Source organism: Staphylococcus sp. LKG3-1, assembly GCF_048568385.1.
Classification (GTDB): Bacteria; Bacillota; Bacilli; order Staphylococcales; family Staphylococcaceae; genus Staphylococcus; species Staphylococcus saprophyticus.
Map to the genome: position 1 here is coordinate 950,380 of NZ_CP183796.1, position 20,032 is coordinate 970,411.

The following is a 20,032-nucleotide window of genomic DNA, read 5'->3' on the forward strand; positions in this document are numbered from 1 at the left end:
TATTTATAACCGTCAATAAAAAATACAGATCTTTTTAGTTTAATTTTACTACGGATATTACCAAATATCGTTTAAATGTATTTAAATTTTATTTTGTGTAAATAGATTGTGTAACCAATTTCACATTTTGATTACTTTATTACCTTTTCTTATTATCATTAAGTTAAATTCATATTAGTTAATGTTGAAAAATTAAATTCACCTTTTTAAAAATGCACTTTATTAAATCACTTACTTCTATAATAACTAAAAGTGAAAGAAGGGACTTACTGAATAGTAAGTCCCTTCTTCATGATTAAAATTGATTTTAAAAATAGCTTTGCTTAATTATTTCTCATCATCAAGTTTATTTATCTTGGCAATCTTTGCATAACCCATATATTTCCATACGGTGATGCGTTACATTAAAGTCTGTTACGTGTTGTGCTAACTGTTCCACTTCATCTAGTTGTGGATAATGGAAGTCAACGATTTTACCACATTGTTCACATATAACGTGATAGTGATTGTGTGTACTAAAATCAAAACGACTCGAAGAATCTCCATAAGGAAGTTCTTTAACGATACCAATATCTTTAAATACACGTAAATTATTATATATAGTAGCAACACTTATATTTGGAAAATCAGGTGAAAGTGCTTGATAAATTTCATCTGCTGTCGGATGAGTATGTGAAGCAATTAAAAATTTAAGAATTGCCTGTCTCTGTGGAGTGATTCTTACACCATTATTTCTCAATGAAGTAATCGAATCCTCTAATTGATGCTCTATCGTTTCCAACTCTGCACTCATTCCCCTCACCATCTTTCTATTTAAGAATTATTATTACTTAATATTAATATAACTGTTCACATGGGGAAATGTCAATAAACAAAGCTATAAACACATCAATAGCCATTCAAAGGATTTACGACATTCTCAATTAGTTCATTGTTATTGAGAATGGATTTTAAATTTTTCTCAAATATACCTGTCACTTCGCTTTTATTTTCATTACCATTACCTGTAATATGCGCTGTAATCGTTACATTATCCAATTGATATAGGTCATTACTCGGTTGCAATGGTTCATTTTCAAATACATCTAAGTATGCATGTCTAATTAATTTTTCTTTTAAAGCTTCTATTAAAATTTCTTCTTTAACTACTGTGCCTCTGCCTACATTGATAAAAAGACAATTATGGTCCATACATTCAAAATGCTCTCTTTCAAGTAGATGAATTGTACCTTTGGTTTCTGGCAAAGTGTTTATTACAATATTCGCTTCCTGCAACGCTTCTTTCAATTCATTGATTGGATATATCTCACTAAACCCTTCAATAGTATGTCCAGTTGTATTAACACCCATCACTGTCATGCCCATAACATTTGCAATTCTCGCTGTTTGTTGAGCTATGCTTCCTGTTCCTATAAACAATATCTTTTCTCCACTTAATCTTAATCCAGTTAACGAAGAATCATAATATTTATTTTTTTGATTTATGTAGGAAGTTCTCATCTTTTTATAATCATCTAATATGTACGCAAATATAAACTCCGACATCTGTTTTGCATGTACACCTTTAGCGTTCGTTAGTTTAATATTATGCTTGCTTATGTATTCTAAAGGCAAGTTGTTTACACCTGTGGCATACCAAGCAATCCAATTTAAATTAGGACATTGTTTTAAAAACGATTCATCCAATTTACCATCATAACCAAATAATATTTCTAAAGTTTCTCTGTCCTTGTCATCTATATCTGAGAGACCATTGCTAAACACAAAGTCTACATTTGGAAAGTGTGCTTTCAATTCATTTTCTAAATCGCCCAATTTCATTAGACTGACTGCTTTCATTTATGCTCACCCCAAGATTTGTTTTAATTCATCTATTTGCGTTTTCACTTTAACTTTTTCAATTATATCAATAATTTGACCAGTTTCATCTATTACAAAGGTTGTTCTCACTATACCCATGGATTCTTTTCCAAATGATTTTTTCAGTTGATATACACCAACCGCTTCAGATAATTTATAATCTGTATCTACAAGTAAGTCAAAATTTAGATCTAATTTGTCACTAAAATTCTGATGTTTCTTTTTGCTGTCACCACTAATGCCATAGACACTGGCATTAAGATCATTAAATAAAGCGATATTATCTCTAAAATCGCACGCTTCTGTAGTACATGTTGGTGTATTATCTCTTGGATAAAAATACAAAACTGCCTTTTTACCTTTAATCGTCTCATTCGTGATTAGCTCACCATTTTGATTTTCTAATTCAAATGAAGGAAATTGATTTCCTTTTTTCAACATATAACTCACCCTATTTCTTTTTATGATTAATTTTATGATACGATAATAAGCGAAAATATTAAATTAAAAGAGGTTGATAATAATGAAATTTACTGAAAGTGAAAAACTTCAGAAATTATCTGATGAATACATTTTGGGTGGCGTTAACTCTCCATCGCGTTCTTATAAAGCAGTAGGTGGTGGCGCACCTGTAATGATGCGTTCAGGTAAAGGCGCTTATTTATACGATGTGGATGGTAATAAATATATAGATTATTTACAAGCATATGGCCCTATCATCACTGGTCATGCACATCCACATATTACAGAAGCAATACAAGAACAAGCAGCGTTAGGTATACTATATGGCACGCCAACTGAATTAGAAATAGAATTTGCAAAAAAATTGCGCGATGCTATTCCTTCCTTAGAAAAAATCAGATTCGTCAATTCTGGTACTGAAGCCGTTATGACGACAATTCGTGTAGCACGTGCTTATACAAAACGTAATAAAATAGTTAAATTTGCTGGTCAATATCATGGACACTCTGATCTTGTTTTAGTTGCAGCTGGTAGTGGCCCATCACAATTGGGTTCGCCAGATTCAGCAGGTGTACCATTGAGTGTGGCTCAAGAGGTCATTACCGTTCCATACAATGATATAGATGCTTATAAAGAAGCAATCGATTATTGGGGAGATGAAATTGCCGCTGTTTTAGTTGAACCTATCGTTGGTAATTTTGGTATGGTTGAGCCAAAACAAGGCTTTTTGGAACAAGTTAACGAGATTACACACAATAATGGAAGTCTTGTTATTTACGATGAAGTCATTACTGCTTTCCGTTTCCATTATGGTGGCGCTCAAGATTTATATAAAGTTTACCCTGATTTAACTGCTTTCGGTAAAATTATTGGCGGTGGACTCCCAATTGGTGGTTATGGTGGCAAACAAGAGATAATGGAACAAGTAGCACCATTAGGTCCGGCATACCAAGCTGGAACAATGGCTGGTAATCCCCTTTCAATGAAAGGCGGTATTGCATTATTGGAAGTATTAGAACAAGACGGTGTTTATGAACAATTAGATGCACTAGGTAAACGATTAGAAGATGGTTTACTTTCTTTAATTAACAAACACAATATAACAGCAACAGTCAATAGAGTATACGGGGCACTTACGCTATATTTCACAAATGAAACGGTTGTTCATTATGACCAAGCGGAAAATTCAGATGGAGAAGCTTTCGCTAAATTCTTTAAACTAATGTTAAATCAAGGTATAAACTTAGCACCTTCTAAATTTGAAGCTTGGTTCTTAACTACTGAACATACAGAAGAAGATATCGATTCTACGTTAAAAGCTGTCGATTATGCTTTTAGTCAAATGAAATAAACTTGAAATTTACTGCTAATAATTGTATAACAAGTATAAACACAATTATTATTAATATATTAAGGAGCGGTACATTTGAAATTAGGAGCCCGTATTCTCAAGACAGGTATAGCCATTATACTTGCTTTGTTTATCGCTTCTCTACTACCTAATGAAGCTGGTTTGAAAGCAATTGCTGGGGTCAGTGCGGTTGTTGCAATGCAGCCTAGCGTATTTCGATCAATTAAAACTGTCTCTGACCAAGCAATAGGTAATGTTTTTGGTGCATTACTTGCTGTAGCAATGGTTACGGTATTTGGAGATAATGTTGTAATTATGGGTGTAACCGTAATATTATTAATTGCTGTACTTTTCCGCTTTAATTTAGCACATGTTGCTACCTTAGCTAGTGTGACAGCATTAATTATTATGGGACAACACACAGGAGATTTTTATGTTTCTGCATTTTATCGTTTTGTGCTCGTTATGATTGGTGTAATCAGTTCTTCAATCGTTAACCTAGTATTCTTACCACCAAAATTTGAATCAAAAATTTATTACAACTCTTTAAATATTTGTTCCGATATATTTGTTTGGTTCAAATTAGTCTTAAATGATACATCTGAATACCATCATATTAAAGAAGATAGAGGCGTAATTAGTGATAGAATTAAAAAACTAGAACAAACATTTGTTTATTATGAAGAAGAACGACCTTTAACTAAAAAACAAAGGTATGCCCAAAACAGGAAAAAAATACTTTTTAAAGAAGTGGTTAGAAGTACGCGTCATGCCTATGACGTGCTGAAAAAAATGAATCGCTACCAAAACGATTTACACAATTTGAATCATGAATTGCTATTACAGATTAAATTAGAAATTGATACGTTGATTGCATATCATGAACAAATATTTATTAGCCTTTCTAAAAAAGCAAAGTATGACGTTGGCCAATTTGAAAATCAAATTGAAAATCCACAAAAGAAAGAACTAATGGATGCCTTCCAAAAGGAACTTATTAGAAATCCTTATCAAACGATGTATTCATACGCAAATGTCATGCAAATCATTTCAGCTATTGAAGAATATCGTTACACATTAGAACATTTAGACAGATTACGTATTAGTTTCTTCTCATACCATAACAATGACAATGAAATTGATATTTTAGACGAAGATTTTGATTTATAACTAATTATCGCATAGTGCAGCTAACATAAGCTGTACTATGCGGTTTTTTTATCAAGCGTCATTCCACAATGATATGCCATGTTTAAAATACCTTATTATCTAGTTAACAAAGATAAAACGAACGATTTTTGTGTATAAAAAAGCGAGACAAATATCAAAACTGATTCAGTTTGATTAGTTTGCCTCGCTTTTTTTAATTTTTATAAACATCATTAACATAATTAAATATAACTTATAGATTTAATTGTTCACATATTAATTGATTATTTCGAATAACGAATATTTATAAATTTTGAATACTATATAAATGTTCGTAAGCACCTTTTTTAGCTAATAAAGCTTCATGGGAACCCACCTCTACAATTTCACCATTTTCAACTACCACTATTTTATCTGCATGTGTGATCGTCGACAATCTATGTGCAACAATTAATGTTGTTCTATTTTCACTCAATACTGTCAATGCATCTTGAATGATAGATTCACTTTCTAAATCTAATGCACTTGTTGCTTCATCTAGGATAATGATTGGAGGATTATTCAAGAAGATACGCGCAATGGATACACGTTGTTTTTGTCCTCCTGACAATTTAACGCCTCTCTCCCCGACTTCAGTATCGTAACCCTCAGAAAGTTCCATAATAAAATCATGTGCGTTAGCCATTTTCGCTGCTTTAATAACCTCTTCATCCGTAGCATTCGGTCTACCCAGTAAGATATTTTCCTTAATTGTATCTGAGAATAAGATATTATCTTGCTGTACTAATCCAATTTGATTTCTCAAACTGCCAGTTAAATAAGATTTAATGTTCGTACCATCTATCTTAATTTCTCCGCCTGAAACATCATAAAATCTCGGAATAAGATTAATTAATGTCGATTTACCACCGCCACTCATGCCAACGAATGCAACTGTTTCACCTTTATTAATCTTCAAATTAATATTATTTAATATAGTTGCTTCTTCTAAATTATACTTAAAGCTCACATCGTTTATCTCGATATCGCCTTCTTTAATTTCAAGCGGAAGTGCGCCTTTTTTATTTTTAATATCATAACCTTCATCCATCAATTGAAAAACACGATCCATGGATGCGAAACTTTGCGTTAATGTAGTAAATGATGACACTAATCTACGTAATGGACCAAATAATTGTTCTAAATATCCTACAAACGCAGCTAAAGTACCAACCGTGATAGATCCATTAATAGCTAAGAAAGCGCCCGAACCAATAACAATTAATGGGCCAACATCTGTCACAGTATTAATTGCTGAAAATGAATACGCATTCCAACGCGTATGATTAAACGCTCTCTGCAAGAAATTTTGGTTATGTTTATCAAAATTTTGTGCTTCATTATCTTCAATTGCAAAGCTTTTAATTACTGACATACCTTGAACACGTTCATGTAAGAATCCTTGAACTTCAGCCAACGCCTGTGATCTTTTTCTGGTTAAATTTCTTAAACGCCCAAAGAAGAAATATACAGTCAATATATACACAGGGAAAATAACTAATGCTGCTAACGTCAGTTTTACATTTAAATAAAACATAATCGTCAATGCGATAACTATCGTTATACAATCTAGCCATATATTCATTAGACCAGTTAATATAAAATCTTTTGTTTGCTCTACATCATTAATCACTCTTGAAATAACTTGACCTGCTTGATTATTAGCATAGAAACGTGCGCTTAATGCTTGTAAATGATTATATAATCTTTTCCGTATATCATATAAAATTTTGTTACTTGTCCATTGCGCCAAATATTGTCTTAAAAATTCAATTGGTGGTCTCACAATTACAAAGATGAATACTGCAATGCCCAATGCAATACCTAATCTAGTGAATTTTTCCTCCGCTGTAATCGCTCCATTATTTATGATATCGTCAATAACGTACTTTATTAATAATGGAATTAACATTGGAATACCGAATTTTAAAATTCCGACAAGAATTGTAGCAATGATTCGCCATTTATATGGTTTTACAAATTGTAAATATCTTCGAATCATAAATTTATTTCCTCCCCACACTTACTCGCAAATGAAACAGCCTGCGCTGAATTTCAACGAGGCTGCTATAAACGGACGATCTTTAATTGTTTATGTTCATTTGCCATACCATTTTTCAAATAAAAGATTTTGGTTGCTATTAATTACACGCATACCACTATATAGGATAATTTAATTAAAAACATTAAATGTGCTTAATAATTTCTAATTTTTTTATATCGTTCACGCCAAACTTTTATAAAATCAGGAGCAAATGGACCTTTTTTCTGTTCAATCCATTGTTGTAAGATATCTACATTGCGCCTTAAAATGACATCAATATCTGAAGAATAATTCATCTGTCTCATATGTTGTTCATATTCATCTTCATCTAATAAATGATACTTACCATTTGGATATACTTTAATATCTAAGTCATAGTCAATATATTTTAACGCTTCATCATCACACACAAACGGTGAAGATAAATTGCAATAATAATAGACGCCATCTTCTCTAAACATACATATCACATTAAACCAAAATTCTGAATGGAAATATACAATTGCTGGCTCACGCGTAATCCAAGTACGACTATCACTCTCTGTGACAAGCGTATGATCATTTCCACCTATTACAACATGTTCCGTACCTTTTAATATAGTAGTTTCAGACCAAACACGATGAATATTCCCATCATGTTTATAACTTTGTATTTTTATTGTCTGACCTTCTTTAGGTATGGATTCTTTTACCATGCTCCACACCACCTTTTCTTAATTTCACATTATAAATTATAACATAACTAAGTAGACTACACCGAGTCTATCAATGCGATAATAAAAATTTATATATTTTTGTCATGCTCACTGGAAAATTATAATCTTCTTTTTCATCTAAATTCATCCACTTCATATTGTTAGGTAAACTTATTTCATCTTTGTTATTAATTTCCTGGTCTGCTAAATAAACTTCAATGTCCCAAGTTAAATGTGTAAATTGATGTTTCAATTTATAAGCTGGTTGTTCTGAAAATTGGATATTTGTATTTAAAATTGAATTAATTTGATGTTCCGCTTCCGCTTCATACATCGGAAATTCCCACATATTATTCAATAATTTTTGCATACGTTTTTCAATTAATACTTCATTATCTTGCGTTTTAATGATGTAAACATGTTGCTTAATATGTTTCTTTTTAACTTTAGTGGTTTTCACAGGTAATGTTTCAACTGTACCGTTTAAAAATGCTTCGCAATGCTCTTGTACGGGACAAAACATGCACAGCGTATTTTTCGGTGTACAAACCAATGCGCCTAATTCCATCATAGCTTGATTAAATGTACCAGCGTCACTTTCGACATAAGACTGTAACTCTTTTTCAAATGCCTTTCTAGTAGATTGTAATTTAATATCTCGTGTATCATTATTTAGCCTCGACCAAACTCTAAATACATTGCCATCTACCGTTGCTAGAGGTAAATCAAATGCGATACTCATTACAGCAGCTTGAGTATATGGCCCTACACCTTTCAATTTCCCGAACGTTTCTGGATGATTCGGTACTTCTCCATCAAAGTTATGATGTACATCTTGAATGGCAGTATGAAAATTTCTAGCACGACTATAATAACCGAGCCCCTCCCAATATTTAAGCACTTCATCCTCCTGTGCATTACTTAAATCTGCAATAGTAGGAAATCGATCAATAAATTTATGATAATAGTCTATTACCGTTTTAACTTGTGTTTGTTGGAGCATAACTTCACTTAACCAAATATAATATGGATTTGAGGTTTCTCGCCATGGCATCTTTCTCTGATTTTTATTAAACCAGTCAACTAGATTTTTTTTGAATTTTGGTTCATTAAGCATAAAGCACATCACTTTCTATTTTCTAAAATTTTTCTATATGATATATAGTGTGTTATTTTTAATATTGGACGTATTAGATTATAATGAATATATTATAGACATGAAATGAGTGAATACTTATGGATACAGGAACACATATTGTCATGGGTATCGGACTCACAGCATTAGCGACCCAAGACCCTGCCATGGCGGGATCTTTTGCAGCCACTGCTACAACTTTAATAGTTGGTTCATTAATTCCGGATGGTGACACCGTTTTTAAATTAAAAGATAATGCTACTTATATATCAAATCATAGAGGCATCACACATTCAATCCCTTTTACAATTTTATGGCCTTTGTTCATTACATTATTAATATTTACATTCTTTAAAAATGTAGATACGACCCATGTCTGGTTATGGGCGCAACTTGCCGTATTTCTTCATGTATTTGTGGATATATTTAATTCTTATGGTACACAAGCACTTAGACCCATTACAAATAAATGGATTCAACTCAGTGTTATTAATACATTTGATCCAATCATATTTGTATTATGGTGTATAGGTATATTACTGTGGATTGTTGGCGTACATCCATATCTCGCATTTTTCCCAATCGTTGGCATACTTGTTGTATATTATATTATTCGCTTTAGAATGCAAGCGATTATAAAACAACAAGCATTGCGACAAATTAAACAAGAACACAATCCTGTAAAAGTATTTGTTGCACCAACAATAAGGTTTATGCAATGGCGCGTCGCAGTACAAACGGAAATGCATGATTATGTTGGTCGTAGCTATGGAAGAAACATCGTATTTAGTGACAAATCGAAACGTCAATCATTCCCAAGTGATGATTTAATGCAATATGTAAAAGACGATAAAAATATTAAAACATTTCTTAATTTCTCGTCAATATATCGTTGGCAATCACGCAAATTAAATGATAATACCACAGAAATTAGATTAATCGATTTACGTTATCTAAAAAATGGTCATTACTCATTTGTTGCAATTGCACATTTAGATGAACATATGGTTATCGATCATTCTTATATTGGTTGGGTTTTCAGTGAAGATAAATTACAACGTAAATTATTTGCTAAATAAAGTAATTAAAAACTGGAGGTACGCGTTATTAGTAACGTAAACCTCCAGTTTTTTTATCTTTTAAGTAACTAACATTATTTATTTTCATCTGCTTTATCTTCTAGATTTTCAGAAGTTTCGTTCTCTGCTTGTTGCTTATATGAAGCAACATATGAATATTTTTTATGCGCAATACTTCTATATAATGCATAAATAATGACACACACTATTGCTAAAAATAATAGGAAGTATATATGCTGTGGTATATTATTTAGACTCAGCGTTCCTAATACAACCGACTGTGAAATCCCTTCAATTATATAATATAAGGGATTGAGCATTAAAATATGCGACACTAATGTCGTATTTGTATTAGGTATGAAAATAATTGGAACAATGAAAAACATGACTGCACTTACAATATAATAAATTATATTGATTTTGTTACTCACAATTGCTATTAAACCTAGTACTGTAGAAATAACTACAATAAATACTAATGACATAGCAACAAAGAATAATGTAGATAGCACCGAACTTTCAATATTTACGGGTGTAGCTAAAATTATCATTATAAGTGAAATGAACATCACCAAACTAAACAATAGCGCTATGATAATATTTTGAAAAATTGGATTGATATTAAATAATTTTCCAGTAAAGTAATCACGTTTAAATGTGTTAAAACTTTGATATATCGCAATCCAAATATATGCAAAACTCATCACCGCTGCTAATCTAAAAAAGCCTCGTGCTTGTTTAATTTCTTCCGTACCATTCATTTTAAATATCAACATCATTATTAAGAGTACTAACATACTTACTATAAAGGGTATTACTAACCACATCCATTGCGATTTCAAACGCTGGTACGCATGTTTAATGAGATGTGGTGTATTTATAAAATAGTTAATCATACTATCAATCATTTTTCACACCTACAATTCGATATAAATCCATTTATTATTTTTCATATCTGCCATAAAATACCCATCACCCGATTTTGTTATCCAAAAATTAGTTTCAATATTAAATTTTTCTTTTAGTTTTTGTTTATCTTTTATAGGAATCGTAAAACCAACTAATTTATTTTGATCATTAAATAACATCGATATCGGTTGTTGAACGATGGGTACAACAAAACGGTCATCTTTACCACTTTCAGGTACGAGCGAATCGGTCACCGTGCTATGTTTTTTATGCAAATGGCTATTAAAGAACTCATTATAGTTACTATAATTTTTATGCATATAGGGTGCTAATGCACTTGCACTATGTTCTTCAAACAAGCTTGCTGGATCAAAATAGCGTAACTTGTTCTTTGCAACTTTATAGTTATTGTTATCAATTTCAATACGATAATTTTTTGTGTTTTCACCTGTTATCGTAACAAAAGCATATTTATCTGCTTTTATTTTTTTACCATTCGACATATTTTCTAAACTTATCGCATCTTTTAAAACAATGCCATATGCTAATTTTTCTTCATACGGATTTTTTTGTTGGTTTTGTATTGTCGTTTGATCATCATTTTTGCCTATTTCAAGCTTACCTAAATCATTAAACATTAATAATGCCATGATGACCATACCTAATAAGAACACAATAAACAATGTCCAAAAACGGACAAGTGCTACTGGTGGCTTAGCATGATTATAGCGTTCAATACGTTTGAAATTATAGGTTAACTCAGGGATTCTTGTTCTGCTTTTTTTCCAATCAACGTCAAAATTAGATTTTTCTTCTTCACTCGTCAATGATAGCCGATCTTTTTCATGTTCTCTAAAAGCAGGTAATACTTGGTTAAGCGATCCATCCATTCTAAGCTGACCATGTGAAATCCACGCAATATAATTACTCGTTCGTGAAATTCGTTCTATATTGTCATCGATAAGTATTATGGTCAAATTTTCATTTATGTATTCGTTCGTTAGTTCAATCGCTTTTTCAAAGTAACTTTCATCTAAATAACTCAGTATTTGGTTCATTACAATAATACTGGATTTTGATGTTCTCGCTAATGTGAATTGCAATCTCGCATAGGCTTCATCCGTCAAACTTTTAATAGGTGTATTTATATCTTCTTGAAGATGGGCAAACTTAATAATCTGTTCTACTTTATGATCAGATGTTTTATAAGGAAATAACGTGGTTACATTTTTCACATAATCTATCACCGTCGTAGATTGAAGCAATTTATCTTCGATATCTGCAAAGAATATATCTTTCTTTCTAACAACTTTACCCTTATCTGGTTTCATTTCACCACTTAATAAACGCCCTATCAAAGATTTTGAGGAGTCGCCTTCACCAATAATACCTAGTGCTTCTCCCTGATAGATATGTAGATTAATATTATTCAATTCAATATCTTCTGCATCATATCCAAATGGTAAATACCATTTTTTAGATTTTTTATTTTTATAATAATGAGTTACATTGAGTAACTTTAATATAATTGAACTACCCATCTATCGTCATCCTTCTATAATTTTAATAATGCAATTGGTAAACCTTCTTCAGGTTCTGCACTTTTTATTCTAAAGCCCCAAGCAAAAACACCTTTTAATCTTTCAACTTTAAAATAATTCTCAGTCCCGTCATTTAACTTATAAATTCTACCGATTTCTATTTTTGTTCTATCTACCAAATAGCTCTCGGCAATGATGACCTTACTTTGATAAACATCATATTCATTAAATATCCCATTCATCTCTGCTTTTCTCATTTTTTCTTTGTAACCTTGAATTTCGTGACGTAACTCAACCTCACTCATTTCACTCAATTTCTTCTGTTCCATCTACAATACCACTCTCTTCCAGTTTAGCTTTAATTTTATCATATTTATAGCCTTTTCTCATAAGACCTTCTATTGTTTTATTAATTAATTTTCTGCCTGAAAATTTTCTTGAATATTTATTGTAAACCTTCTCTAGTTCTTGTTGTAACAAACCGTCTAATTCTGCTTCAGGTTGTGAGAAGTCCATTTCATCCATCACTACTTTTATTATTTCAAAGCTATAACCTTTTTGCATCAAAGCTTGCGATAGTTTTTCTTTCCTTTTAACTGTAGGACCTTTTTTTTGTCTTAATATTTTATTTGCAACTTTAATAATATCTTCCATTGGTTGTTCGTTCTCATAACGCTCAGCATATACATCAATAATTGTTTGTTCAACACCAGCATCTCTCAATTTTTGTCTGAAAATACCTGGCCCCTTATCTGTAGTAAGTATCATAGTGTTTTTTAAACTATTAGCATAGTCTTCATGATCGATTAGTCTTTGCTCATGACAATAGTCAATGACACTTGCTATAACAGATTCGGAAATTTCTTTCTTTTGTAAATGTTGTATCACTTCATAATCTGTTCTTTTTCTATAAGATAAAAATTGGATTGCTACATTCACTGCTTGTCTATATTGGTCATACTTTTGGATTTTTTCCATGTCAGCAGCATCAACGATTTGACCTTTTTTTAAATTGAAATGTACATAAGTATCCATATCGATACCCATTTCAAATTCCTCATCTAAATATAAATTAAAACGCTCTTTATTTTTCTTTTGTACTTCTATTTTTGTAATTTTAGGCATTATCCTCACTCCACCTCTAAGAATAACGCATATTGTTTGGTAATGGAATCATAGTGACTAGCTTAATTAAAATGCTTAAAGATTTATTAATCTAAAAAGTGTGAGGATACAAAATCAATCACTCTTTTTGATTTCGTACCCTCACACTTAGTTATTTTTATTTTTTTAAATCTCTCTTATAAATACCATTAAAAATTAAGCGCTATTTTGATATTAAACACCTAGTTCTTGAATTGCATTCTCGTATTGACTATTTGAAATATAACCTTGCTGCTTCATTTTTTCTAAATTTGTTTTAACACGGTTAGTAAAATTATCTGACATGTCATTGATATTATATACACTTGGGGCATTTATCTTGCTTGCTAATATAGCACTTTGTAATACCGTTATTTGTGGTAAATTTGGATTGTTTTTATCAGTCGTTACCCCAAAATAGTGATTAGCAGCAGATTCAATCGTGTATTGGTCACTCCCATAATAGATGTTATTCATATAAAAACTTAAAATTTCATTTTTATCATATTCTTTCTCTACTCTATGTGCCACGAACAATTCTTTAATTTTTCTAGTAATTGACTGTTCATTATCATAGTAATAGTTTTTAACTACTTGTTGGGTAATGGTACTTCCACCTTGGACACTTTTGTCACTCAATGTTGAAAATAATGCACGTGAAGTTCCTTTCACATCAAAACCATGGTGTTTATAAAAGCGTTCATCTTCCATAGCAATGAAAGCACCTTTTGTATAATCTGGCATATCTGATGCAGAAACAAAAGATTCTTTTTCTGTTATATTCTTCAACTCATCTGTATCAGCACTAAGTGATAATGCATACATGACGCCGATGATTATTCCAATAATAATTAAGATGGGAATGAGTAGTTTTAAAATGATACCTTTACCTTTTTTCTTTTTCTGCGGTTTATTCACAGGTTTAAAATACGTATTATGATGTAATTGATTTGAGTCATTTGAGTCGTTTGGTTTGTTGTACGTTTTATAACGATCGCTTCTTTTCATGCGGTAGCTCCTTTACGTTGCTCTCATATCATTATAAGTGAGTGTATCAATAGTTTAAATGTTTATCTATAGCTAATTGCAAAAATCGGTCCAAGGGTGTATGAATGTGTCCACATGAAGTTTTACAACAATGCGTTTTTGGTTATTATGTCTAACTTAGACAACAAAAAAACTGGAAAACGACAGGTATTTTATACTACCTATCGCTTCCAGTTATGAAACTAACTCACGAAAAACTATTTTAATTACTTACCTATACATATTAATCGTTTAATTGATTTACAATTTCTCTATTAAAATCATCTAAATCATCTGGTGTACGGCTTGTAACGATATTTTTATCTACTACAACTGATTCATCAACGACTTGTGCGCCAGCGTTTGCTAAGTCTTTACGCACATTTAATACTGCAGTTAAAGTACGTCCATTTAAATCATCTGTATCAATTAAAATTTGAGGTCCGTGACAAATTGCGAATGTTGGTACATCATTTTTAGTAAAGTATTTCGCAAAAGTACCATATCTGCCTTCAGCATCGCCACGTAAGTGGTCAGGAGAAAAGCCACCAGGAATTAATAAACCATCAAAGTCTTCAGGTTTTGCGTCAGCAATACTAACGTCTACCGCAACTTTTGTGCCATGTTTACCTACGACTTCACTATTCGCTTGATCACCTATAACAACTGTTTCATGTCCCGCTTCTTCAATCGCTTCTTTAGGACTAGTTAATTCAATATCTTCAAATTCATTTGTTAAAATGATTGCTACTTTTTTAGCCATTAATAATCACCTTTCTCTATTTATGTTCTACGTTATATATAGACTAAAACTTGAAAGTTTAAACATCGGCCTAAGATAGCATTCAATTAACTTATTTATCTTCTGATGATTTTGAAACAGTTTTAACTTTTTCTTCAAGTTGATCGAGCAAACCAATCCACTCATCTATATCTTCTACGCGCACTTCGTCCGGATTTACGTGATCGATATCATCAATAAATTTTTCTAATCTTGCTCTAATTTGATCAATTGTTTGATTTTCATTCATTTTAAAAATGACTCCTTTTTATAAGATAGTATAATCCTAACATGGATTTGACAAAATTTGGTATAGTCTTAATAATATTAAGGTGAAATATTAGATGTGAGACACATACGATTATTCATAAATTTGTATACACCGTTCCCTATACAAATAAAGTTTAGTATATACTCATAGCAGATAAAAGTTAAAAAAGGAAGTTTTAATTATGTTGAATTTGTATGCATCAAATGTTAAGAAACCAATTTCAATTCATAACGACCCGTGGGAAGCATACAATGATATGCAAGAACACGATCGTTTGACGTTAAGTAATATCGAATTTACGACGACGAATTTATGTAATATGCGTTGTAGTCATTGCGCTGTCGGTTATACATTGCAAACCACAGACCCAGACCCGTTACCTATGGATTTAATTTATCGCCGTTTAGATGAAATTCCAGACCTTAAAACCATGTCTATCACAGGTGGCGAACCTATGTTTTCAAAAAAATCCATAAGAAATGTTGTAAAACCCTTGTTAAAATATGCACATAGCCGTGGTATCTATGTTCAAATGAATTCTAATTTAACTTTACCATTAGATCGTTATTTAGATATTGCTGAATATATTGATGTCATGCATATTTCACATAATTGGGGAACAATTGATGAGTTTACAGATGTAGGATTTGGTGCCATGGACAAGCAACCTCCATTAAAAGCAAAACTGAGACTGTATGAACAAATGTTATCTAATTCCAGTACCTTATCTCAACAAGGTATGTTTATTTCTGCCGAAACGATGTTAAATCAAAGCACTGTACCCCATCTTGAAAAAATACATAATGAGATTGTCCATGATATGAAATGTCAAAGACATGAAATTCATCCCATGTACCCTGCTGATTTTGCTAGCCAACTAGAAGTGCTTTCTCTTAAAGAGATGAAAACAGCAATCCATCATATTTTAGATATTCGTGATCCAAATTTATGGATGCTATTTGGTACATTACCTATTTATCCATGTATCAAAGATGAAAATGATCAAGCCTTATTGCAAAGACTGAGAGATACACCGAATGTAACGATGAGAAATGACCCTGATGGACGCAATAGATTGAATGTGAATGTTTTTACAGGTAACGTCATAGTTACTGACTTTGGTGATGAAAATGGTACTATTTCTAACATTAAGCATGATAAATTACCAGACGTATTTAACCATTGGCTTGCGACACCTTTAGCTCAATCACTTAATTGTCATTGTTCCGAATTTAGTTGTCTTGGACCCAATGTACTTGTTAAAAACATGTACTACCCTAATACGGATTTTAAAAAGAAGGAGAAAATCATGCACCGTTGAAATGCAACGTATAACTAAAAAAGCGAAAGTTGTTATTTAATCTAAAGTGATTAACTGTACAACTTTCGCTTTATTTTATTCTATATTTTGTACATTGGATAAAAATTCTATCGTTTCTTTACTTTCTTGTCTGCGCTCTTTCCTACGTTTTACCCTAGCAAGTGCTGTGTCATGAAACCATTTTTCTGTTTGTGTTTCTGGATATACTTGTGGGACTTCTTGTGGTTTCCCATTTTCATCTAAAGCAACAAATGTTAAAAAGCTAAGTGCCGCTAAATGACGTTCGCTCTTAACAACACCTTCAATAATGATTTGTACACAAACTTCCATCGAAGACTTACCAGCATACGAAACCATTGCTTCGTAAGAAATGATATCCCCTGTTTTAATAGGTTTTAAAAAGTCGACTGAATCTGTTGACGCAGTTACCACTTGTGAATTGCTATGCTTCGTCGCCGTAATAGCAGAAATCTCATCTACATTAGCCATCAATATGCCACCAAACATCGTGTGAAGATGGTTCGTATCTTGTGGGAATATTTGTCTTTCTTTTATACTTCTAGATTCCGACATTGATTTGCTTGCTACATTTCCCATAATTTTAGCTCCCTTTTCAATTCTCAATGACATAAACTAAGGAGTGAGTCCGAAATCAGCATAATATAGATTTCATATCCTCACTCCCAATTTAAATAACATCAGACTTTATCATTTTTTGTAAATGTATTTAATATGATTTAACACCTATGCTTACTTTAATCGCTTATTAGCACTTATTTGATTTATAAAATAAAAAATGTTTCCATTACATTATTTTGACCAATTACCATTTTCAAATACAAGTTCTTTTTCATCATCTTGTGTTATTCCATAAATAGTTAGATCAGGGCTTCCAATCATAAAATCTACATGAATTAATGAGTCATTCAACCCATGCGCTAATTTTTCTTCCGTAGTCATTTCTGTGCCACCTTCAACATTAAATCCATAAGCTGAACCTAATGCAATATGACAAGATGCATTTTCATCAAATAATGTATTGTAAAAAATAGTGTTACGATTTGAAATTGGCGAATCATCAGGTACAAGTGCGACTTCTCCTAATCTTCTTGCACCTTCATCGGTATTTAGTAAATCTCTTAATACATCTTCGCCTTGATCAGCTTTAAAATCAACAACCTCACCATCTTTGAACGTTAATGTGAAGCCGTCAATGATATTACCATTATGACTAAGTGGCAACTTATTTGTGACATGACCATTTACATTTAAGCGATGTGGTGCGGTAAATACTTCTTCAGTTGGGATATTAGCAACAAAAGCTTGGCCTTCACTCGTATAACTCGTAGCATCTTCCCAAATATGTCCTTCCGGTAGTCCAATAACTAAATCCGTACCTTCTGAAATGTAGTGCAGTGCTTTATAATTTTTATCTTGTAATTTACGCGCGTGAATACTTAAATTTTCTACATGGTTTTTCCAATTTTTAACTGGATCATTACCATCTACACGCACGATGTCTAATACTTCATCAATAAATTTACTATATGCTTCTGTTTCAGTCAGGTCAGGATATACGCGTTGTGCCCATGCTTTTGAAGGGAATGCTGCCACACACCAAGGGAATTGATTCTTTTGACTTGCTTCCATATAACCTTTATAAGCAGTAGAATATTGTCTTTGATATGTCGATAACTTTTCACTATCAATACCATTCAATAGATCTGGATCTTGTGTAATGAGTGCTAAGTTGGCTGCACCACGTTTCACATAGTCCATACGTTTTTCAACTTCATATGATTTCACAGCGTCTTTCTCAAAAAATTCAACAGATTCATATTCAAATTTCAAACGCGATAACTTGTCATCGCTATATTCTACTTTAACGTCGGAAGCGCCACGTTTATATGCCGCTTCAACTATGTAATGTGTTAGTTCTAATGCATCGACACTAGAGCGAATAAATACTGGTTGATCCTTTTGAACATTCATGCCCACACCAACTAATAGTTCGGCATATTGTTGAAGTTTATCTTGTAATTCTGTCATATGGTAACTCCCCCTATTTACGAATTTGACCAAGTGCATCAGCGATTGCCGATGCTTCACTCGGTGTAAATGATGCTTTTGATGTTACATATTCATGAATTTCACGAATTTCTTGTTCATCTGCTGATTTATAATTATCTGGATCAATCAAACTTTGATTCACAAGATTTAATCTATCTCTTATTTCTTCTATCATTTGTTCTATACTTTTTGCCACAAAATTCACCTCTTTTTCAATTTATTTTATCAAATTTACCTATCTTGTAAAACTTTTATGGCAATTACCCTTTTGAAATGATTAAAAAAGCTTTAAAATGGGAAAGAGAAGTATATAAATTTGGAGGTACACAAATGATTACAGTAGCATTCGTATGTTTAGGAAATATTTGTCGTTCACCTATGGCAGAAGCAATCATGCGACAAAAATTACTTGATAGAAATATAAATGATATAAAAGTTACCTCTAGAGGCACAGGGCAATGGAACTTAGGTGAGCCACCTCATGAAGGTACACAAGCCATTCTATCTGAACATGACATACCTTTTGATGGTATGATTAGTGAACTGTTTGAATCAAACGATGACTTTGATTACATTATTGCAATGGATCAAAGTAACGTTGATAATATCAAACAAATTAATCCTAATATTAAAGGTCAATTGTTTAAACTATTAGAGTTTAGCGATATGACTGAAACAGACGTTCCAGATCCTTATTATACAAATAATTTCGAAGGCGTCTATAAAATGGTACAATCATCTTGTGATAATTTAATCAATTTTATAATTAAAGATGCAAATTTAAGAGAGGAGTAACACATCATGCAAAACAAACTCATTCCAGGAATTTTATTAGGTGCCGTAATTGGAGGCGCAGCAACATTAGCTGATAAATCAACACGTCAATCTTTAAAACAATCTATTAAAGACAGAAAAGAAGGTACGCGTTCTCAAAAACCTTCTGCAATCAATAACATTAAAGACGAAGTGTTATATTGGAAAGACGTTGTAGAAGAAATCAGACGTAACAATCCAGAATTAGAACGTTCAATCAAAGATGCAAAAAATACTTTTGTAGAGCGTAAGAATAATCGTTTAAACGGCTAATTCTACTTATTTTTGTATTTCAAACATAAGCTTCAATAAATGATTTAAGAGCCTGGGATGTATGACATAT

General features: G+C 32.0%; 22 protein-coding genes. 6 read left to right on the forward strand and 16 right to left on the reverse strand.

All coding sequences use genetic code 11. The features are described 5' to 3' along the window. Nucleotides 1-346: 346 nt before the first annotated feature. The 3 genes from perR to ACM595_RS04720 all read right to left on the reverse strand — a co-directional run bounded on the left by perR (nucleotide 347) and on the right by ACM595_RS04720 (nucleotide 2,301). Nucleotides 347-793 carry a peroxide-responsive transcriptional repressor PerR gene (gene perR, locus ACM595_RS04710; protein ID WP_002482869.1) on the reverse strand — a complete coding sequence of 149 codons (447 nt, stop codon included), beginning with the start codon at nucleotides 791-793 and terminating at the stop codon, nucleotides 347-349. Between the two features lie 95 nt (nucleotides 794-888). Then, nucleotides 889-1,839, reverse strand: a complete 951-nt coding sequence (locus ACM595_RS04715) for a phosphoglycerate dehydrogenase (protein ID WP_419744450.1) — start codon at nucleotides 1,837-1,839, stop codon at nucleotides 889-891. 6 nt (nucleotides 1,840-1,845) lie between these two features. Beyond that, on the reverse strand, nucleotides 1,846-2,301 hold the full coding sequence (locus ACM595_RS04720) for a peroxiredoxin (protein WP_419744451.1): 456 nt from the start codon (nucleotides 2,299-2,301) through the stop codon (nucleotides 1,846-1,848). Nucleotides 2,302-2,383: 82 nt separating this feature from the next. Here ACM595_RS04720 and ACM595_RS04725 point away from each other — a divergent pair, with 82 nt between their 5' ends. Continuing rightward, the gene (locus tag ACM595_RS04725; RefSeq protein ID WP_002482866.1) at nucleotides 2,384-3,673 is read left to right on the forward strand and encodes a glutamate-1-semialdehyde 2,1-aminomutase; all 1,290 of its coding nucleotides are present in this window, start codon (nucleotides 2,384-2,386) and stop codon (nucleotides 3,671-3,673) included. Nucleotides 3,674-3,748: 75 nt separating this feature from the next. Further along, nucleotides 3,749-4,843 (forward strand): FUSC family protein, encoded by a 1,095-nt coding sequence (locus ACM595_RS04730; protein WP_002482865.1) that lies wholly within the window; start codon nucleotides 3,749-3,751, stop codon nucleotides 4,841-4,843. A gap of 283 nt (nucleotides 4,844-5,126) precedes the next feature. Here ACM595_RS04730 and ACM595_RS04735 read toward each other — a convergent pair whose 3' ends face one another. From ACM595_RS04735 to mutY, 3 genes are all read right to left on the reverse strand, one after another. After that, nucleotides 5,127-6,863 carry an ABC transporter ATP-binding protein gene (locus tag ACM595_RS04735; RefSeq protein WP_037538138.1) on the reverse strand — a complete coding sequence of 579 codons (1,737 nt, stop codon included), beginning with the start codon at nucleotides 6,861-6,863 and terminating at the stop codon, nucleotides 5,127-5,129. Between the two features lie 194 nt (nucleotides 6,864-7,057). Further along, complete coding sequence (locus tag ACM595_RS04740) at nucleotides 7,058-7,600, reverse strand: DUF402 domain-containing protein (protein ID WP_002482863.1); 543 nt, start codon at nucleotides 7,598-7,600, stop codon at nucleotides 7,058-7,060. 70 nt (nucleotides 7,601-7,670) lie between these two features. Further along, a complete protein-coding gene (gene mutY, locus ACM595_RS04745) occupies nucleotides 7,671-8,717 on the reverse strand; it encodes an A/G-specific adenine glycosylase (protein ID WP_037538136.1) in 1,047 nt (348 codons plus the stop codon). 119 nt (nucleotides 8,718-8,836) lie between these two features. Between mutY and ACM595_RS04750 the strand changes: the two genes are divergently transcribed. Beyond that, nucleotides 8,837-9,814, forward strand: coding sequence for a metal-dependent hydrolase (locus ACM595_RS04750; RefSeq protein WP_002482861.1), 978 nt, complete (start codon nucleotides 8,837-8,839; stop codon nucleotides 9,812-9,814). Between the two features lie 74 nt (nucleotides 9,815-9,888). Here the strand turns inward: ACM595_RS04750 and ACM595_RS04755 are convergent, their stop codons facing one another. From ACM595_RS04755 to ACM595_RS04785, 7 genes are all read right to left on the reverse strand, one after another. After that, nucleotides 9,889-10,722, reverse strand: a complete 834-nt coding sequence (locus ACM595_RS04755) for a hypothetical protein (protein WP_002482860.1) — start codon at nucleotides 10,720-10,722, stop codon at nucleotides 9,889-9,891. 9 nt (nucleotides 10,723-10,731) lie between these two features. Next, the gene (locus ACM595_RS04760) at nucleotides 10,732-12,264 is read right to left on the reverse strand and encodes an ATP-binding cassette domain-containing protein (RefSeq protein WP_419744452.1); all 1,533 of its coding nucleotides are present in this window, start codon (nucleotides 12,262-12,264) and stop codon (nucleotides 10,732-10,734) included. A 14-nt stretch (nucleotides 12,265-12,278) separates the two neighbouring features. After that, entirely contained in the window at nucleotides 12,279-12,593 is a 315-nt protein-coding gene (locus ACM595_RS04765; protein ID WP_011302789.1) for a YfhH family protein, read from the reverse strand. Continuing rightward, entirely contained in the window at nucleotides 12,571-13,389 is an 819-nt protein-coding gene (gene recX / locus ACM595_RS04770; protein WP_041079973.1) for a recombination regulator RecX, read from the reverse strand. Before recX ends, ACM595_RS04765 begins: the two co-directional genes overlap by 23 nt. Before the next feature lie 213 nt (nucleotides 13,390-13,602). After that, nucleotides 13,603-14,415 carry a monofunctional peptidoglycan glycosyltransferase SgtB gene (gene sgtB / locus ACM595_RS04775; RefSeq protein WP_002482856.1) on the reverse strand — a complete coding sequence of 271 codons (813 nt, stop codon included), beginning with the start codon at nucleotides 14,413-14,415 and terminating at the stop codon, nucleotides 13,603-13,605. A gap of 262 nt (nucleotides 14,416-14,677) precedes the next feature. Further along, nucleotides 14,678-15,196: a type 1 glutamine amidotransferase domain-containing protein gene (locus ACM595_RS04780; protein WP_002482855.1), complete on the reverse strand. Its 519-nt coding sequence runs from the start codon at nucleotides 15,194-15,196 to the stop codon at nucleotides 14,678-14,680. Nucleotides 15,197-15,287: 91 nt separating this feature from the next. Further along, nucleotides 15,288-15,464, reverse strand: coding sequence for an SE1561 family protein (locus ACM595_RS04785; protein WP_002482854.1), 177 nt, complete (start codon nucleotides 15,462-15,464; stop codon nucleotides 15,288-15,290). Between the two features lie 202 nt (nucleotides 15,465-15,666). On the opposite strand from ACM595_RS04785, the gene yfkAB reads away from it, so the two are divergent. Continuing rightward, nucleotides 15,667-16,806, forward strand: coding sequence for a radical SAM/CxCxxxxC motif protein YfkAB (yfkAB, locus tag ACM595_RS04790; protein ID WP_041079971.1), 1,140 nt, complete (start codon nucleotides 15,667-15,669; stop codon nucleotides 16,804-16,806). Between the two features lie 75 nt (nucleotides 16,807-16,881). Here the strand turns inward: yfkAB and ACM595_RS04795 are convergent, their stop codons facing one another. From ACM595_RS04795 to ACM595_RS04805, 3 genes are all read right to left on the reverse strand, one after another. After that, nucleotides 16,882-17,403, reverse strand: coding sequence for an acyl-CoA thioesterase (locus ACM595_RS04795; RefSeq protein WP_037538134.1), 522 nt, complete (start codon nucleotides 17,401-17,403; stop codon nucleotides 16,882-16,884). A 213-nt stretch (nucleotides 17,404-17,616) separates the two neighbouring features. After that, entirely contained in the window at nucleotides 17,617-18,855 is a 1,239-nt protein-coding gene (locus ACM595_RS04800) for an aminopeptidase (RefSeq protein WP_115338454.1), read from the reverse strand. 13 nt (nucleotides 18,856-18,868) lie between these two features. Then, nucleotides 18,869-19,072, reverse strand: a complete 204-nt coding sequence (locus ACM595_RS04805; protein WP_002482850.1) for a DUF1128 family protein — start codon at nucleotides 19,070-19,072, stop codon at nucleotides 18,869-18,871. 134 nt (nucleotides 19,073-19,206) lie between these two features. Between ACM595_RS04805 and ACM595_RS04810 the strand changes: the two genes are divergently transcribed. Both ACM595_RS04810 and ACM595_RS04815 read left to right on the forward strand, forming a co-directional pair. Continuing rightward, nucleotides 19,207-19,671, forward strand: a complete 465-nt coding sequence (locus ACM595_RS04810) for a low molecular weight protein-tyrosine-phosphatase (protein ID WP_011302783.1) — start codon at nucleotides 19,207-19,209, stop codon at nucleotides 19,669-19,671. A gap of 6 nt (nucleotides 19,672-19,677) precedes the next feature. After that, entirely contained in the window at nucleotides 19,678-19,962 is a 285-nt protein-coding gene (locus ACM595_RS04815; protein ID WP_002482848.1) for a hypothetical protein, read from the forward strand. Nucleotides 19,963-20,032: the final 70 nt, after the last annotated feature.

What these genes read in the sequence shown, in the direction of transcription:
- perR (WP_002482869.1), bottom strand. Translation starts at nt 793, where the DNA reads ATGAGTGCAGAGTTGGAAACGATAGAGCATCAATTAGAGGATTCGATT.
- ACM595_RS04715 (WP_419744450.1), bottom strand. Translation starts at nt 1,839, where the DNA reads ATGAAAGCAGTCAGTCTAATGAAATTGGGCGATTTAGAAAATGAATTG.
- ACM595_RS04720 (WP_419744451.1), bottom strand. Translation starts at nt 2,301, where the DNA reads ATGTTGAAAAAAGGAAATCAATTTCCTTCATTTGAATTAGAAAATCAA.
- ACM595_RS04725 (WP_002482866.1), top strand. Translation starts at nt 2,384, where the DNA reads ATGAAATTTACTGAAAGTGAAAAACTTCAGAAATTATCTGATGAATAC.
- ACM595_RS04735 (WP_037538138.1), bottom strand. Translation starts at nt 6,863, where the DNA reads ATGATTCGAAGATATTTACAATTTGTAAAACCATATAAATGGCGAATC.
- ACM595_RS04740 (WP_002482863.1), bottom strand. Translation starts at nt 7,600, where the DNA reads ATGGTAAAAGAATCCATACCTAAAGAAGGTCAGACAATAAAAATACAA.
- mutY (WP_037538136.1), bottom strand. Translation starts at nt 8,717, where the DNA reads ATGCTTAATGAACCAAAATTCAAAAAAAATCTAGTTGACTGGTTTAAT.
- ACM595_RS04750 (WP_002482861.1), top strand. Translation starts at nt 8,837, where the DNA reads ATGGATACAGGAACACATATTGTCATGGGTATCGGACTCACAGCATTA.
- ACM595_RS04755 (WP_002482860.1), bottom strand. Translation starts at nt 10,722, where the DNA reads ATGATTGATAGTATGATTAACTATTTTATAAATACACCACATCTCATT.
- ACM595_RS04760 (WP_419744452.1), bottom strand. Translation starts at nt 12,264, where the DNA reads ATGGGTAGTTCAATTATATTAAAGTTACTCAATGTAACTCATTATTAT.
- ACM595_RS04765 (WP_011302789.1), bottom strand. Translation starts at nt 12,593, where the DNA reads ATGGAACAGAAGAAATTGAGTGAAATGAGTGAGGTTGAGTTACGTCAC.
- recX (WP_041079973.1), bottom strand. Translation starts at nt 13,389, where the DNA reads ATGCCTAAAATTACAAAAATAGAAGTACAAAAGAAAAATAAAGAGCGT.
- sgtB (WP_002482856.1), bottom strand. Translation starts at nt 14,415, where the DNA reads ATGAAAAGAAGCGATCGTTATAAAACGTACAACAAACCAAACGACTCA.
- ACM595_RS04780 (WP_002482855.1), bottom strand. Translation starts at nt 15,196, where the DNA reads ATGGCTAAAAAAGTAGCAATCATTTTAACAAATGAATTTGAAGATATT.
- ACM595_RS04785 (WP_002482854.1), bottom strand. Translation starts at nt 15,464, where the DNA reads ATGAATGAAAATCAAACAATTGATCAAATTAGAGCAAGATTAGAAAAA.
- yfkAB (WP_041079971.1), top strand. Translation starts at nt 15,667, where the DNA reads ATGTTGAATTTGTATGCATCAAATGTTAAGAAACCAATTTCAATTCAT.
- ACM595_RS04795 (WP_037538134.1), bottom strand. Translation starts at nt 17,403, where the DNA reads ATGGGAAATGTAGCAAGCAAATCAATGTCGGAATCTAGAAGTATAAAA.
- ACM595_RS04800 (WP_115338454.1), bottom strand. Translation starts at nt 18,855, where the DNA reads ATGACAGAATTACAAGATAAACTTCAACAATATGCCGAACTATTAGTT.
- ACM595_RS04810 (WP_011302783.1), top strand. Translation starts at nt 19,207, where the DNA reads ATGATTACAGTAGCATTCGTATGTTTAGGAAATATTTGTCGTTCACCT.
- ACM595_RS04815 (WP_002482848.1), top strand. Translation starts at nt 19,678, where the DNA reads ATGCAAAACAAACTCATTCCAGGAATTTTATTAGGTGCCGTAATTGGA.